Origin of the sequence: Paenibacillus sp. EKM10P (assembly GCF_011800655.1) — a bacterium.
Classification (GTDB): domain Bacteria; phylum Bacillota; class Bacilli; order Paenibacillales; family Paenibacillaceae; genus Paenibacillus; species Paenibacillus polymyxa.
In genome coordinates, this window is sequence record NZ_JAALET010000005.1 from 132,178 (window position 1) to 148,075 (window position 15,898).

14 protein-coding genes are annotated in these 15,898 nt (G+C 46.3%); 1 reads left to right on the forward strand and 13 read right to left on the reverse strand.

Annotated features, from left to right (window positions below):
• Positions 1–247 precede the first annotated feature (247 nt).
• The 3 genes from HFE01_RS15145 to hrpB all read right to left on the reverse strand — a co-directional run bounded on the left by HFE01_RS15145 (position 248) and on the right by hrpB (position 4,922).
• The gene (locus HFE01_RS15145; RefSeq protein ID WP_107734202.1) at positions 248–1,420 is read right to left on the reverse strand and encodes an acyltransferase; all 1,173 of its coding nucleotides are present in this window, start codon (positions 1,418–1,420) and stop codon (positions 248–250) included.
• 269 nt (positions 1,421–1,689) lie between these two features.
• Entirely contained in the window at positions 1,690–2,274 is a 585-nt protein-coding gene (locus tag HFE01_RS15150) for a general stress protein (RefSeq protein WP_017428324.1), read from the reverse strand.
• Between the two features lie 119 nt (positions 2,275–2,393).
• Positions 2,394–4,922 carry an ATP-dependent helicase HrpB gene (hrpB, locus tag HFE01_RS15155; protein WP_107734203.1) on the reverse strand — a complete coding sequence of 843 codons (2,529 nt, stop codon included), beginning with the start codon at positions 4,920–4,922 and terminating at the stop codon, positions 2,394–2,396.
• Between the two features lie 342 nt (positions 4,923–5,264).
• Here hrpB and gluQRS point away from each other — a divergent pair, with 342 nt between their 5' ends.
• Positions 5,265–6,260, forward strand: a complete 996-nt coding sequence (gluQRS, locus tag HFE01_RS15160) for a tRNA glutamyl-Q(34) synthetase GluQRS (protein ID WP_107734204.1) — start codon at positions 5,265–5,267, stop codon at positions 6,258–6,260.
• A 64-nt stretch (positions 6,261–6,324) separates the two neighbouring features.
• Here gluQRS and HFE01_RS15165 read toward each other — a convergent pair whose 3' ends face one another.
• The 10 genes from HFE01_RS15165 to HFE01_RS15205 all read right to left on the reverse strand — a co-directional run bounded on the left by HFE01_RS15165 (position 6,325) and on the right by HFE01_RS15205 (position 15,893).
• On the reverse strand, positions 6,325–6,699 hold the full coding sequence (locus tag HFE01_RS15165; protein WP_025364688.1) for a DnaJ family domain-containing protein: 375 nt from the start codon (positions 6,697–6,699) through the stop codon (positions 6,325–6,327).
• 788 nt (positions 6,700–7,487) lie between these two features.
• Complete coding sequence (locus tag HFE01_RS27075; protein ID WP_207714829.1) at positions 7,488–7,874, reverse strand: MFS transporter; 387 nt, start codon at positions 7,872–7,874, stop codon at positions 7,488–7,490.
• 32 nt (positions 7,875–7,906) lie between these two features.
• On the reverse strand, positions 7,907–8,869 hold the full coding sequence (locus tag HFE01_RS15170) for an MFS transporter (RefSeq protein WP_207714781.1): 963 nt from the start codon (positions 8,867–8,869) through the stop codon (positions 7,907–7,909).
• 5 nt (positions 8,870–8,874) lie between these two features.
• Positions 8,875–9,405: a PadR family transcriptional regulator gene (locus tag HFE01_RS15175; protein ID WP_174820836.1), complete on the reverse strand. Its 531-nt coding sequence runs from the start codon at positions 9,403–9,405 to the stop codon at positions 8,875–8,877.
• A gap of 409 nt (positions 9,406–9,814) precedes the next feature.
• A complete protein-coding gene (locus HFE01_RS15180) occupies positions 9,815–10,624 on the reverse strand; it encodes an SDR family oxidoreductase (protein ID WP_107734206.1) in 810 nt (269 codons plus the stop codon).
• A 265-nt stretch (positions 10,625–10,889) separates the two neighbouring features.
• Positions 10,890–11,726 carry a hypothetical protein gene (locus HFE01_RS15185; RefSeq protein WP_107734207.1) on the reverse strand — a complete coding sequence of 279 codons (837 nt, stop codon included), beginning with the start codon at positions 11,724–11,726 and terminating at the stop codon, positions 10,890–10,892.
• 12 nt (positions 11,727–11,738) lie between these two features.
• Positions 11,739–12,491, reverse strand: coding sequence for a vWA domain-containing protein (locus HFE01_RS15190; RefSeq protein ID WP_013370788.1), 753 nt, complete (start codon positions 12,489–12,491; stop codon positions 11,739–11,741).
• An 85-nt stretch (positions 12,492–12,576) separates the two neighbouring features.
• The gene (locus tag HFE01_RS15195; protein ID WP_107734208.1) at positions 12,577–14,622 is read right to left on the reverse strand and encodes a serine/threonine-protein kinase; all 2,046 of its coding nucleotides are present in this window, start codon (positions 14,620–14,622) and stop codon (positions 12,577–12,579) included.
• 202 nt (positions 14,623–14,824) lie between these two features.
• Positions 14,825–15,100, reverse strand: a complete 276-nt coding sequence (locus HFE01_RS15200; RefSeq protein WP_007430133.1) for a WXG100 family type VII secretion target — start codon at positions 15,098–15,100, stop codon at positions 14,825–14,827.
• A gap of 256 nt (positions 15,101–15,356) precedes the next feature.
• Positions 15,357–15,893 carry a WXG100 family type VII secretion target gene (locus HFE01_RS15205; RefSeq protein ID WP_013370786.1) on the reverse strand — a complete coding sequence of 179 codons (537 nt, stop codon included), beginning with the start codon at positions 15,891–15,893 and terminating at the stop codon, positions 15,357–15,359.
• Positions 15,894–15,898 lie beyond the last annotated feature (5 nt).

Sequence of the window (15,898 nt, forward strand, 5' to 3'; positions counted from 1 at the left end):
TTTCCTTTCATAAATATGAGAGCTTACGAGAATTCTCCCTCCCTTGTGACTGGTGTTAAGATGACGAGAACTATGGAATGAAGCATTCTAGAGTAGTGTGCGTAGCGCTGAGGGGTGATTTTATGATTTTCTATTGTGAATTTTTCATGTATTGAAATAGAATAATACCACTTAAAAAAGTATCCCTTGGCCTTCTTCTGAGGGCTTCGGGATACTTTTTGTGAAATAATGTAACTTGATCGCTAAATCAAGCTTGCTTTTGTATGGCTGGCGGACTTCCTGCCGGACGAGGACGAATCCGAAGCCCCACAATCCATTTACCCAAAGGCAAATGTGCCAGCACCCATGTTCCAGCAATGGAAAAGATCATACAAAGAACGAATGAAGCCAGTGTACGAAGAACGTGACTCCAATCGGCAAACAACGCACTATCAAAATAGTAGGTTGCGCGCAACATAAAGGCATGCATCAGATACGCTCCATAGGACAATGTTCCGATGGCCGTTAGCACCCTCGCCGCACGCCCTCCCTTGTGAGCAATCCACGTTGCTATCCGATAAGCTACAAAAATAGACGTGATGCAATATACAGCCATGACCGGACGTAGCAGAGACAAGTAGTTAAAGGAAAGAACCGTACCTCGTGGTGTCTGAAACTGACCAATCATCTCATACAGCAAGTACCCTGTAATCACGATAAACAACGGCCAGTATACCAACTGTGCCTTGATGACCCAAGCATTCCAACGCTTGATGTTCATTCCGGCTGCCGCTCCTAATATAAAATAAAAGAAAAAATAGATCACATTCCGGTCAGCATATATGGTAAACCAAGAAGAAATGACGGGAAGCTGGAGCTGATCCATCACTTGATATACGGGTCCAACCGCGAACATAAGCAAAATATAGAGTACGCCGAATCCAGTCAATGCGGTGGGTCGCCATGTTGAAGGCAGTAGCGCAGACAAACGACGTACAGCATAACGAAACACGGGAAATAGCACATAACATTGAATAATCATAACGATATACCACAGATGATAGCTGCTTTTCCCGTTCAACAGCTTCTGGACAAAATCTAACGGGTGAATTAACCCTCCACCTTGCGCAAGCTGATTTCCCAACTCGTATAAAAGAGACCATATAATATAAGGAACAATGATGTCCATGAATCGTTTACGTAAAAACGTCCCATACTTTAAGGCTCCATCATAATTGTAAAATAGCACCATTCCAGTAATAAACACAAACACAGGCACTGCAAATTTGGCACACAGTAGTAATAGTGTCATCACAACTCCGTCCTGGATGCGCGCCCCCTGCGCAACCGCATAGTGTGCGACGGAATGCTGAAGAACAACGGCTGCAAAAGCCAGTCCTCTCAGCAAAGCAACTTCGGAAATTCTCTCTTTTTGACTCATGTCACTCTCCTGTTGCATCTAGCAATTTATAATCCAGGATTTTTGTAAAATCCCCAAATCTATTATAACGACAATTCTATAAAAATATATAGGAGGATAAACGTGCCAATGCAAGCCAAGCATCATCTGACTTAAGTGGTTTCAATAAGTAGGTAACACATAAAAGCAGCAGTCTTCCCTCTCGGGGAGACTGCTGCTGTAGAAATAATCTGTATACAAAGGAGATAGAAAAGCCTGTTAAATCACGTCCTCAAGTAGCCGTTCGGTGTTTACAGGTTCCTTCTAGTATCTGTGTACGCACCTGTCCGCGAATCTGCCACCGTATCATCATATGTTCTGTAACGATCCGCATTCAGAGAACGATTGGTGCGGAAAATATCATAAACATCCCTGTGATGATCAGCGGAATCCACCAGCACTAAAATCTTGCCCTGATCGACGTATGTCTCGTATTGACGAGCATCATCTTCTGGAATGCCTAGTCCGACCAGCCCACCGACCAAGCCACCTGCTCCCGCTCCGACAGCTGCCCCGGTAAGGGTAGCCGCAATAGGTCCAGCTGCAAGAATAGGTCCGATACCTGGAATCGCCAAGGCACCAATGCCTGCCAGCAAGCCAGCGACACCGCCTACAACACCACCAGTAGCCGCTCCTGTAGCCACACCCTCCGGTGCTTTGGTGCCTGTCTCTTCACTAATCGTCCTTAAGTCGTCACGGTCACGTGTGATCACAGAAATTTCACTGCTTGGGATTCCTTTGCTCTGCAATTGTCCAATTGCACGAGATGCTTCCTGCTCGGTATCAAAAACACCAACAATTTTCTTTTCATTATAATCGTTTAAGTTATTAGCCATGATAGTTACCTCCCAATATGTTGTTGTTGAGTGGTTCGTTTTTTTATTACCCCACTATCCTGACGTTTAAACGATTTTACAAAATTCGCGATGATGTCTATTCCAGGTTCGGTTGCCGATTATCGCTTGGGCTTTGCTCTATTAGTCGCCACAGCTTCTAGTGGATCATCTGGCCAATAATGCTTGGGGTATCTTCCTTTTAGGTCCTTTTTGACTTCAAAATATGCCTCGCTCCAGAAGCTGGACAGGTCGGATGTCACTTGCACAGGTCGCTGGGCTGGTGACAGGAGGTGCAGCACAATCGGAACTCGTCCGCGTCCAATACGGGGCGTATCCTTCATGCCGAACAGTTCTTGTAGTCTCACGGCCAGCGAAGGTGCCTCAGGTTGAGAATAATCGACAGGAATACGAGAACCACTGGGAACGCGTATATGCGTCGGTGCTTCCTGTTCGAGCTGCTGTCGCTGTTCCCAATTCAATCTGCCAAGCAGCAATTCACTACCGTCCAGTCGTTGCAGATCAGCTAAATTTTTGGCACCAACTGCAAATGGCAGCAGCCACGATTCCAGTGAATCCAGCAGCGCGGATTCCGAGCTGTCAGGCCAATCCTCGGGCGCAGAGAAGTGCATAAAAATCAGACGCGCCTGCAACTGAAGGGTTTGCCGATTCCAGGACAGCAGTTTGAGACCACGTTCCCGGACACCCTGCATTAAGGCAGCAGCGATTTCCTCTGCCGGAGGTCGCTCATAGGACGCTTCCTTTAGGATAAGCGAGCCCAGCCGCAGTACCTTACGGGCTCTCACGGCTGAAGCGGAGCTATCCCAGTATACGTTGGCTTGTTCCAGCAGCAAATCACTGCAATGCTGGATCAGCTCTTGCAATTCAATCGGTGCCGCCAACTGAATGGCGCCATCTGCTCCCTCGTCGTCCACTTCGGCGGCGACGAGATAGGACGAACGCGACATCCACTCCACTTGTCGGAGTCGCGCCCCCCGGCCGCCGCTAAGCAAAAAGCGGCCATCCCCTCGGCCCTGCGCGATCCGATCCGGATACGCAAAGGCCAGCAGTAGCCCGCAGGCCGCGGAGCCGTCAGGCTCGTCCTGCAATGTGGCTGTGGTCGGCAGCGTGGCTAGCAGCTGCCGACTCTCCTGCACGATACGACGAATCACCGTATCGTCTGCCGCTCCCAGCAGGCTGTGCGTGCTGCGGGCATGAGCCGCCTCGCGCAAGGCATCCAGCCGCGGGCGCAAATCCGTTCCGCCATGAGCACGGAACGGGTCCCGCTCTTGCAGCAGCGCCGCCAGACGGCTGGCGGTTGGGGCCAGGCCGAGGGCTGCTGCGCGCAGCAGCATGTGTCCTAAGCGCGGGTGCGTACCCAAGGCGGATACCTCGCGCCCATGCGCGGTGATGCCACCTGCTGTGCCATCGGCTGCGACTTCCAGGCAGCCAAGCTGACGCAACAGACCTGTGGCCTGGCGGTACGCCGCATCAGGCGGGGCATCCAGCCAGCCCAGCTCGGCGGGCTCGCGCACGCCCCAGGCCGCCAGCTCCAGCGCGAGCGGGGCCAGATCCGCCGCCGCGATTTCCGGGCGGCTGGCATCAGGGAGCGCGGCATGCTCCTGCGCGCTCCACAGCCGGTAGCATACGCCCGGCTGGAGACGGCCCGCCCGCCCGCGCCGCTGATCGGCGGAGGCCTTGGACACCTTGACGGTGGTCAAACGGCTCATGCCGGTTCGCGCGGAAAACACCGATTCGCGTGACAGTCCGCTATCGATCACCACCGTAATCCCGGCGATGGTCAAGCTGGACTCGGCAATCGAGGTGGCTAATACCACTTTACGGCTGTCCGGAGCCGACGGGCGTATTGCCTCATCTTGCTGCTCCAGCTTCATGCTGCCGTACAGCGGAATGATTTTGACGGAGGCCGGTAAATTTCTGGACATCAGTTCTCGTTCTGTTCTATGAATTTCTCTAGCCCCTGGTAAAAACACCAGTAAATCGCCTTCATGGGCATAAAGCGCCTTTTCTACCGTCTCAGCCGTAAAAGACTCTAATGAGGTTGACGAAGGCTTGGACATATGCAAGGTTTCTACCGGAAATACGGTGCCTGGGCACTCCAGTAAGGGTGCATCCCCTAGCAGTCTGCATACAGGCTCTGCCTCTAGGGTGGCAGACATGATTAATATTTTCAGATCCGGTCGCAGCAGCGCCTGGCTTTGCAGGGCAAGTGCCAAGCCCAAGTCTGCATGCAAGCTGCGTTCGTGAAACTCATCAAAAATAATCAGGCCAACTCCTTCCAAAGCCTGATCATGTTGCAACATCCGGGTCAGTACGCCCTCCGTAACCACTTCAATCCGCGTGCTTGGTCCTACCTTTGTATCCATACGAACGCGGTAACCTACGGTCTTCCCAGTTGACTCGCCTAGCGCCCTTGCCATTTGCGCTGCTGCCGCACGTGCTGCCAAGCGTCGCGGCTCCAGCATAATTATCTTTTGCTCCGCCAGCCACGGCTCATGCAGCAGTTCTAATGGTGTTACTGTTGTTTTCCCCGCTCCCGGCTGTGCAATCAGGACCGCCGCTGAATGGGATAGCAAGGCATGCTTAAGCTCGGGGATGACTTGCGTAATAGGCAATTGTTTATCTGTCAATGAAATCTCTCCAATGATACGCTTGAGGCGTAGAATCTAAGTTTGAATTCTTTTGCTATTGTGAATTTTTCACTATCTGTAATTATTGAAAAGTGAATAAAAAATGTTAAGCTGGTCCACAGCAAAGGGATTTCATCTCACCTGTCGTGCATGATTCTTCTAAATCTATTATACAGATATTTAAATTTGCCGTCTGGTCATCGCAGGTATGCACACTTTCCCGTGCCATCTCCTATACTTGTCGGGATGCACTCGCGGCAAGATCGTTTTATAATATGGTTGCAATGGATTGCTAAAGGACGGATTGTAGAAACACGGAATACAGAATCGAGGTAACTTCGTATGGAATTACAAACCCAACCCATTAGAGGACGATTCGCCCCAACACCATCGGGATGGATACACTTAGGAAACGCTCGCACCGCCTTATTATCCTGGCTGCATGTTCGTTCCCTAGGCGGAACCTATATTTTGCGCATGGAAGATATTGATATGACACGAGCTCGCAGCGCATTGGCGCAAGGAATTATGGAGGATTTGCGCTGGATCGGGCTGGATTGGGACGAAGGACCCGACATTGGCGGTCCCTATGGTCCTTACACTCAGAGCCAGCGACTGGAACGCTTCCAATCTGCATTGGAGAAACTCCAGGGGCAAGATTTACTGTATCCTTGTTTTTGCAGTCGGGCAGACATTATGGCTGCCGCCCATGCTCCGCACGGACTGTCGGGTGAAGGACCTGCATATTCAGGGACATGTCGTAACCTTAGCTCTTCAGAAGCTCTAGCTAAAGCACAGCATAAACTCCCTTCACTTCGTTTTAAAGTACCGCAGCATTCAGATGATATTATTTCTTTTCATGATCAGGTAGCTGGTCATGTATCCTTCCGTACGTCGGAGGGGGGCGATTTTATCATCAAACGGGCAGACGGCATGTTTTCCTATCAGCTTGCCGTCGTCGTCGATGATGCGGATATGCATATGACCGATGTGCTGCGCGGATATGATCTTCTCGATTCGACTCCCCGTCAGCTATTGTTATACCAAGCACTGGGCTTAGTGCCGCCACGTTTCGCACACGTCCCCCTTGTCCTGGGTCCGGATGGACGTAGACTGGCCAAACGACATGGTGGCGTAGCACTCCGAGCCATGCGTCGGCAAGGAATTACACCGGAAGCCGTCATTGGCTGGCTCGCCTACTTTTCCGGACTGCTGGATTCTCCTGAGCCTGTGAAGGCTATGGATTTAATCGATGGCTTTCATTTGGACAAGCTGCCTCGGGAGCCAGTCCTCCTGACCAAGCAATGCCTCACGAAATTATCTGCACTGCAACGGTAATGAGATTAAACACGGAAAGCAAAGTGTGTGGACAAGGGCATTTTGCCCTTTGCTCCTTTCGCTGTTATTCCTCCAGTCGCTGACGCACAGCAGACTCATATTCATAAAATACAGACGACATATTTAGCCCTCTTTCCTCCAGCAGCATACGAAGACGAAGTGATTTTTCAGTCAGCCTGCGACTGATTCGCTGTTGCTCTCCTGCCTCATGACAAGCGTGAAGCAAATCACGTAGCTGGACACATTCCTTTTGCAGCTGTAGCTCTTCCGGTAAAATACCTGCATTTTTCAACAGCTTGTACGACATCCGCAGCTCTTCTGGAACATGTGACAAATCCTCAATCACCAGTGGCTTGCCCTCTCCCGGCAAATGATCAAACTCACCTTTGGCCATCGCCTCGGCAATCTTCTGCTCTGCCATTCTAGAGAACATTCTCATTCACTCCTTGTAATAAGCGTCCTATGTACAATCTATATTAAATAAACCGGGAGTCCTTTGCCACTGTAGCTTACATATTATGAGGTTGTCCTGTATTTCTGTCGGAGAGTGATGGTTATTCTTCGATTCTAAGCACATATTGAGACATGACATGTTGGACGAGCGACATCCTAAAATGATTGGATTGATCCAAGTAAAGTATCCATAGTGTTGACAATGACTGAATTCATTTCTCTATGTGCATTCTCACCAGTAAAAGATATAGAAATTCCATTCAGAAACTCTATTCGATCTTTTAGTAACATGAAAAATCCCCTGATGTGGATGTAATCAAGGGATACATGGGTTTATTTCTCTCGCTTTGATAATACAAAGTTGATTATTAATCCAATCACAATTCCTGTGAAAATTGCAAAGAAGCCCATAGCGCTCATCTTATATCCCAAAGCGTAAAATAATCCTATAACTATTGCGTAGCTCAGCAAAATCGATGCATAACGCTTTAGAAACTTACTCATGAAACTTCTCATAAGCAACTCCTATCTTAAGTTATACTTCACCCATAGCAATGTTAGTTAATTATTGCACAAAAGTAAGGGGGAATTTGTTGAATAAGGAATCCGTTAAAAAGGAATTTGTACTATTTACTGCTGGGCGGGTCACAATACGAGACTTCTTTTTTCATGTCATCCATGTACGTACACGAAGTGAGGGGTATCACTAACATTCCCGACAAAACCCACTCTAAGACGATAAGAGATGAAGATTAGAACCATACAAGAACATACTCAGTGTTTTACATATGCAACGCCGATTGTTGCATGACCAATATTTTTAGGTAGAAACAGTACTTCAATTGCTGGGAATATCATCAATAGACCAAGAAACACAAAACCTAGTTCATATGCGATAGTAATTGGGAAGAAGATTTGTAATAAACCCACAACAACTGTCATAAGTGATATTCCCATCCCTTGAGCTAATGTTGAAACGACAGCATTCAAAGTATTGGCACTATTTCGATCTTTAGTGTCTACTTCAGAGAAACTCAGTCCACTGTAAGCAGTTAAGGCTAGTGATCGTCCTACACCTGAAACTAATGCAAGAAACATGATCACAATAGGAAAAGTATTAATTTGAATGAAAGCTAAAGCAATTGATGTAATAAATATCATCACAAATGATGACAATAATGCTCCACGATAGCCTATTTACGAATAATTGTATTGGCAAAAGGTTTGATTCCAATATTTCCAATAAAAATAAATAACACATAACTACCTGCTTTTACTGCTGACCAATGAAAGACCGTTTGTAAAAAAATTGTGAGGATATATGGCAATGCCCCAACACATAGCCACAAAACAGAACCACTTGTCTGGCAGATTCTAAAAGAAGTTATTTTTAATGCATCAAGTGAAAATAGTGGATTGTCTACTTTTTTCAAGTGCTTGAATACTATAAATCCTAGTATCATGCCTAAGACAATTAATCCTATTGCACTAAGCCAATAATTTTTTCCGTGAGTGGCTAGCTCTGCTCCAACTAGAATTATGCTGGATGAAAAGGTAATTTCTAAAAATCCCAAAAAGTCAAAAGTTGTTGTTTTATTTATCTTATCAGCATCAATTAATTTTATACCGATTAATACGATAATTAAACCTATTGGCACATTGATCAGAAAAATCCACTGCCAGCTCCAGTAAGTAACAATAAATCCGCCAATCAATGGTGCTATTGCGGGTGCTACAAGAGCAGGCCAAATGAGATAACTAAACATTTTCAATAGCTGTGAGGGCGGTGTCTTTTCTAATACAATCAGTCTTGCTGTAGGTGTCAATAAAGCACCAGAAATTCCTTGTATAATTCTCATTATTAAAAGGAAAGTGAAGCTTGGTGCTACTGCACTACCTAATGAGCTAAGGGTAAAAATAATAACAGCAATAATCCAAATCTTCTTTTTCCCGAATCGATTAGCCATCCATCCACTCAAAGGGATAAAAACGGCAACTGTAATCAAATACACACTGATGAGTAAAGCAATTGTTGCCGAACCTGTATGAAAATATTGAGCCATTTTAGGTAGTGCGGTAGTTACAATTGTTCCATCTAAAATCTCCATAAAGAGACTCGCAGCCATTAACAAGGCTATTTTTATTTCTTTTGTCATTCTGTTTACCACCCTCCTTTCTTTAATTCGTGTTTAAATTTTTCAATCCATTCAATTGTCACATTTGCTTGCTGTAGTCGTAACTCAAACCTCTTACTTGCATACCAGTGATCTTTTGAATCTTCTTCAGCTAATTCTTGTAGCGCGTCTTGCGTATCTTCTACGATATCTTTTTGTTCCTGATAGAATTGATCTAATAGTTGTATTTGTTCATCTAGAGCAAGATGCTGCATCACATCAAGCTTTATTAAATAGATATCAGCATTGTGAGCCCCACTTGGAACAGGCATTTTCATTAGTTCAAAAAAACGTTCCTTTCCTTTATCTGTAATAGTAGCAACTTTTTTATTTTTCCCGTCTGACCCTACATTAGTTATTTCTACAAAACCTTTGTTCTCTAATTTTTCAAGTAGGGGATAAATCACGCCATAGCTAATTTTTCTATGACGTCCTAAAGTGGCTTGCAATGCATTACGTAAACTATAACCACTTTGGGGTTCTTCCATTAATTCACCTAAAATAAAAAATTCGTTCATCATTTTAATCCTCCAATATATCTTTTAGATACATCAATCATATATCTTTTAGATATATAATGCGAGTTATTTGTATAAGGAATTTAAAAGCTATGTTGCAAAGCATCCTACCGACCGCGAATGGTAGCGATATGATTACTCCAATCCCACGCGTAATAGAGTGCGACAATAAAAATGCAGGAATTAATACCCTAAGGTATCAATTCCTGCATTTTCGAAAAACACGATGCTTAAAAAGCTTGAATCCACTATTGACTTCTAACGATAAAAGTGAATATAAATTTATTTCGACAAATTTCGAGGTGCGAAGGATCTGGGGTTTTTATGTGAGCTTCACATTCGCACCGTAAGTAAGAATACACTTAAGATACCACAAAACATTTCTCTGTCCCAGAGAATACTCCATTTTCTAAAACAATAACGACTCTGCCCCATCAATCACAATTTGTGCGCCAGTGATGTGACGCGAATGATCAGAGGCCAAGAATGTTACCAAATCAGCAACCTGTTCGGGCTGTCCCGGTCCATCTGCTAACGGCTGATTTCCCTCAGGAAATTGCACAGGGATGGTAATCTGCTTCAACCCTTCCGATTTCTCCGTGGTTTCATCAATATTCGTCGAAATGGCCCCTGGATAAATGACATTGACACGAATACGGAACTTGGCCAGCTCTAGGGCCGCCATTTTAGCAAAACCAGTTTGACCTGCCTTTGATGTGCTATAGGCTGACATCCCAAAGCTGGTAAAGCGCTGATTTCCATTAATCGAGCTGGTAATGATAATGCTGCCGCCACCGTTCTTTTTCAAATGTGGTATTGTATACTTCACCGTCAGGAAGGTGCCATCCAGATTCGTTGACAAGGTTTGCCGCCAATCCTCAATACTCAGCTCCTCGATTGGTCCGACGACCCCGTTAATCCCCGCATTGGCAAAAATGATATGCAGCCCGCCAAACAATTCAACCGCTTCCAGCACTGCTTTTTCAACACGCACCGGATCGGCAATGTCCACGTCAAAAGCCCGGGCTGACCCTTCACGTATGGCATTAATTTCTCTTTCCGTCTCCAAAATGCGATCATTACTTACGTCAAAAAGAGCGACATTTGCTCCTTCTCTAGCCATTTGGATGGCCGTTGCCTTGCCAATACCAGAACCAGCACCCGTAATTAGAGCAGTTTTGCCTTCAAAGCGCGCGCCTCCTGCATATGTATAGCTCATACGTATCGCTCCCTTTCAATAATCTGTATAATCACAAGATTACCCAAAAGGGTATACTTTATAATCACCATTTTTGCGCATTTTTTGCTGTTCCTTTGCGATATTCAGGAAAAGATCGAATATTTCGCGCATTAGTGCATCTTTTCTTCTTCCCTCTCGTTACATTCCGTAAATATCTTACCTATTCGCAGTTTTCTATGTATCTATCAAAAAAGGACGTTCTACAACCATCGATATGGATGCATACGTCCTTTGGCTTATTCATTTACCACTGCAGCTCAATAAATGCCGCATCATCATCAAGTCCCCCGGTATGAGACGCATCAAGTAATACCTGTATCTGCTCATCAGGGACAGGCTCGCGAATAGGATCTAAATCGGACAAACCGTCTGTGTATACCTGTAATCTCATTGGCATATCTGCGGGTATGCTTCTTTCGTACCAATGCGGCTTCCCTCCAATCGGTCCACGGCTTGTAGACCAGCGTTCCGCAGTAGAGAAGGTATGATCAAATAGTTCGCTGATTTCTTCCGTACCGTTCCACAATCGCAAACGTGAATCCCCTTGCCAGGCAAGTCGGAGACGACCACGGGTACCTCGTTTCGGCAGTTCGATTTTACCGCAAATATACATGGACTGGCTTCCCTGACGACGTTTATCTTCCAATACTGAACGCATTAAGCCTGATTCGTGATCCAAAGGCTGCCGATCCAGTTCCTTCGTAGCTGCACCTGCCAGATGTTCAAGATACTCCCTCAATTGATCAGCAGACAGATCCTGCCTCTGTTCCATCCAATCCAGTAAAGAAGAACCCAGATAGCGGGCTGCAAAATCTCCTCGGTAACTGAGCCCGACACCATCACACAAGACAAAACAACAGACAGATTTATGAATACGCACTGCGGCAAAATCCTGTCCGCTTTCCCCCATGCTGGCAGATTCGGCAGACCTTCCATAGCCATAACGACACATAAAACGACTGTGATGAGATGATAGAGGCTGATCGCCTGTCTGAGAGCTTATGTAAGCAAATTGCTGAGTCAGCCTTGCATTCAATCCCTTTTTTTTGCTCGTGGGGAGCAGGGACAGCAGTGGATTCATGCTTTTACCTCCTTACCGTACAGGCGTTGCGGCTGACATTTGAAAACCAATGGACACCAGTTCCGCACAGGTTCCAGGCAGCATCATGATGGCTCCTTCACCTAACTGATAATCTGCCTCAAACAGCATTTCCCGATAGCTTTCAGGAAGTACAGAAGACATATTACGTAATTTCACAGCATGCTCATCCTGCAACGGCGTATTATGCGTCAGACCTTTCCAGCGACGGGGGTCCTGAATAGGCGTTTCCAGCAACCTGTCGGATAAAAATATATTTTCCACCAGCACATTGCCATCTGGTACACTCATATTCATAATGCGCTTCGCAATCGGTTCCGGATCATCGCCTGTGGAAACACCATCTGTCATATGGCAGACCAAAGGTGCAGGACAATCCTGCATCCCTGGTAATTCCGCCTGCAAAATACGTTCAGCTTGCAAGAAGGCCTTTGCTGAATCTGAGAATCGTTTGGGTGTCAAATCAGGAAGCGAACCAATAGCCGCGATTTCATCAATTCCCTTGACACCATTCAGCAGGTCATATACGTCATCACTATAAGCTAAAATTGCAATCCGATAGCGCGCAGTCAACCGATTTCCCTTGGTCGATCGGAAAACCATCTGTCGGATCGCCAGCGATATAGCTTCATATACAACGTCAATACGTCGCCGCCCTTCCATCAGCATGTTCATCGACGCGCTGATGTCAATCAGGTAAATGATCAGGGCGGGAGTACGTTGTGAAGCCTGTATTGTATAATTCATGGTTTGTACATGCTCCCCTCAGTTACCTTCGATCTGTATTTGTTTCCTAATCTATCATTCCGCCATTATATAAACATATGAAACATCAAATTTTAGGCAGTCTAAAATTCGTATCTCCTAAAAAGTTATAAATAGAGGAAGCCCGATAGCCCACTTCACCTACTGAACGATAATAAGAAGGATTGCTATCATATAATGCTCTAAAACGTTTGGCAAAGCTCTTGGCCTTCGCGGTGCTTCCACCTTCCTGAGAAGCATACGCCTTGTTATAGAGGGAAATAAGCTGGAGAACATTCTCCTTGTTACGTGCCTGTACAGCATCTTTTCGCTTTTGTTCCGCCTCAGCTGCTGCTTTACGAGCTGCTTCTTCCTTGGCGGCACGAGCTTCCTGCTCCTTTTTCAAGGCCAGGTATTTTTCATACTTTTCCTGTTGATCATATGCTTTTTGCTTCGCCAACTTGGCAGCAGCCTGCTTGTTTTGTTCCTTTTGGGCGAGATAAGCTTCATATTTAACCTGTTGAGCGATCAGGGCTTGTTGTTTCTTCTGCTCTTCCTGTTGCTTTTGAGCAGCAAGAGCCTGTTGTTTAGCCTGCTGTTCAGCTTCCTGACGTTGTTTCTCCGTTAGCGATTTTTGAGCGGCCTCCTGCTCAGCTACCAACTTTTCCTCGGCTGCTTTTGCAGCCTTCACTGCTTCTTCTTGCTTTGCAGCCTCGATTTGTCGCTGATTAGACTGATCCGCAAGAATACTCACAGTTGGAATTCCAGCTGCCAACAGAACGACTGCGGCCGATGCTGTCACGATAAACATTTTGGAGCGATACCAGGCTTTCGATTTCTCAGGTTGCTCTGGCATCTTGGGGTTCAGCTGCTCCTCCAGTCCTGTGATCGCAGCCGACACTTCTACATGCAGAGGACTGCCATCTTCTACAAAGTGATACAACGAACGATATACTTCCAGCGCTGCAGCAGGTTTGTTCTGCTGCTCCAGTTCACGTGCCTGTCGAAACAGCTTGTCCGTTACTCCACGCTCTCCCTGCTCTAGGGCAGCCTGATTTAACATTTCAGCCTGTTCAGCCTTGAGCGGAGCAGGTGTTGCCAACGAGGGTACCGCTTCACTGGAAGTGCCGCTCATAGCAGCCAGATCTCCTGTATCTGTCCCAGCTGGCCCCGTTTCTGTATCCTCCACCAGAATTTCCTGCTCAGTAACCGCATTAAGTACAACCAGCCATTCGCCAAAGGTAGGACAACTGCTTAGATCCTGACTATCCCAAGCACGGCTGAATAGCTCTACCACCTTGCTACCCCAGCGGGCTTCAAGCGATTTCCGTAAAATAAAATAACGTTCGCAAGGCGTCTGCATTTCATGCTGATCAAAATAACTTTCGCCCCACGCTTTATCGACCACCACACGGTCAGACCAGCCTAGCATTTCTCCAATAATGATAGCTCCTGCAAAACGGTCTGCATACGCGCTCCATAACCCGCTGTGAACAGTACGATGTGCAGCATACCCCGGCGATCCTGCCAATAGTGCATCTGGACGATCCATTTTGGTGCTATACATTTGCTCCACGTCTACCAATTCCACAGCTGACGTGCCTTCAGGCAGTTCCACTTCAGAAAAAAACGGAAGCATAACATTGGGCGCTGATAAATCACAATGCGCCAATCCTTTTTGCTCCATCGCTGAACCGATCCCTGCCAGTGCTCTGGCTAAAGCCAGACTATCGGAAGCCTCAAGCTGACGCTGATCTGTGAGACAATCGAACCATGTCATACCATGAACCCATGGCATCAGCACCGCATACAGCAAATCAGGCTGCTCAGCGATCAGACTTCCGTTTCTTTCTGGAGTGAGCACATCACGCTTGCATACCTGCAAACCGGGAATATCCCCGTATGTTTCCATATGCTCAGATTGATAAACCATAGCCGGGATGCGGAACTTCGGAAAAAACACTTTGAGGGCTTTCGCCTCATGCGGTGCTCCGTTTTTGGCAATCAGCTGGTATACAATTCCCTGCCTCCCTGCTTGTGCATAGGCTAAACCGGGTGCAGCGGGATGTCGTCCAACCACATAAGCTGTGCCGTTTATGATCAATTCGTCTCCCGGATTCGGTTGAAAAGACATGAAACATCCCTCTCCTTATATCATTCAGTATGCTAGTTTTCCTCACCTTATTATATACGTCTATGGATGGCAAGAAAACCGGGTATCCGAAGATCGCCCGGTTTTTCCTATACAATCTGTGCCAAACCGTGAGGAATAGGTTCACATATTGCTTCATTATAGAGTGATATATGATAAGTTAATGCCGATCAGGCACGACAACTTATTTCGCTTGGTCAACCGTACGGAATTTGTTAGCGATAGCTGTCAATTCTTGGCTAATGCTATTCAAAGTCGTTACGAAAGCTTGCATTTGTTTGCTTGCTTCTTGGAACTCTTGGAAAAAGCGTTGTTTAGTCATACCTTCCCATTGACCTTCCATACCGGAGATGGACTGAGTCAAACTGGAAACGATCTGCTGGCTTTGCTCACCACTTTGTTTAAATTGGTTAGCTACCTGATCAACCTGTTCTGGGGTAATTAAAATGCGTCCTGCCATTTTTTGCGTCCTCCTTGATGATAAAAAATGTTTTTGTTTAGCTGGTTCAAATTGTACTATGGCTATTTAATTCCCTACAAAAGGCAAAGGACCTAATTGCAATAATCCCACTTTTTAACTATAAAACAGCATCTAACAGTACAATCTTAATAAAACAACCACCTAATAAGTCCCATATTAGTCCCATAAAACCGGGAATGGTATAACAAATTCATATGGATTACAGGCCGATCCAAATATCCCGGAACGATCCGAACTAAGCGACAGGCTGATCTCTTGCTATAGACGGATCAGTAAAATACCAATCCTGCGGACTGCTAGAAGACGCCTGCTTCAGAATATCCTGATGCAAGGTGCCCACATCCGAAGGCTGTACACCTGCAATAGCATGTACGACAGACTGCGGGTTTGAAATTAGACTGCTTCCTTCCGAAGCTTGCCCAGGCAGAATAGACGGTGATTGTTGATTCGACCAATCGAGCATCGTGACGGGTCGTCCCAATGGTTGGCTGGCAAATGGCAGAATCGTTTGATAGTTGTGGTCAACAGACTGAAACTGCTCTGCCTTTCGGTTCAGTTGTGTACCTGATGTATGGAGATAAGCATGAATCTGTTCTGACATCCGCTTGGCTTGCATCCACTGATTCAAGATCGCCTCACGCGCAGATACATCCCAATCCAGCGATTGTAACGCCTGCTCCAAACCTGCTGTTAACTGTTGAATTTGCTCCGCCGCATGCTGTAGCTGCCCGCTAAGCCCCCGAAGCACATCCGGTTCAACTCGAATGCGCATATCCA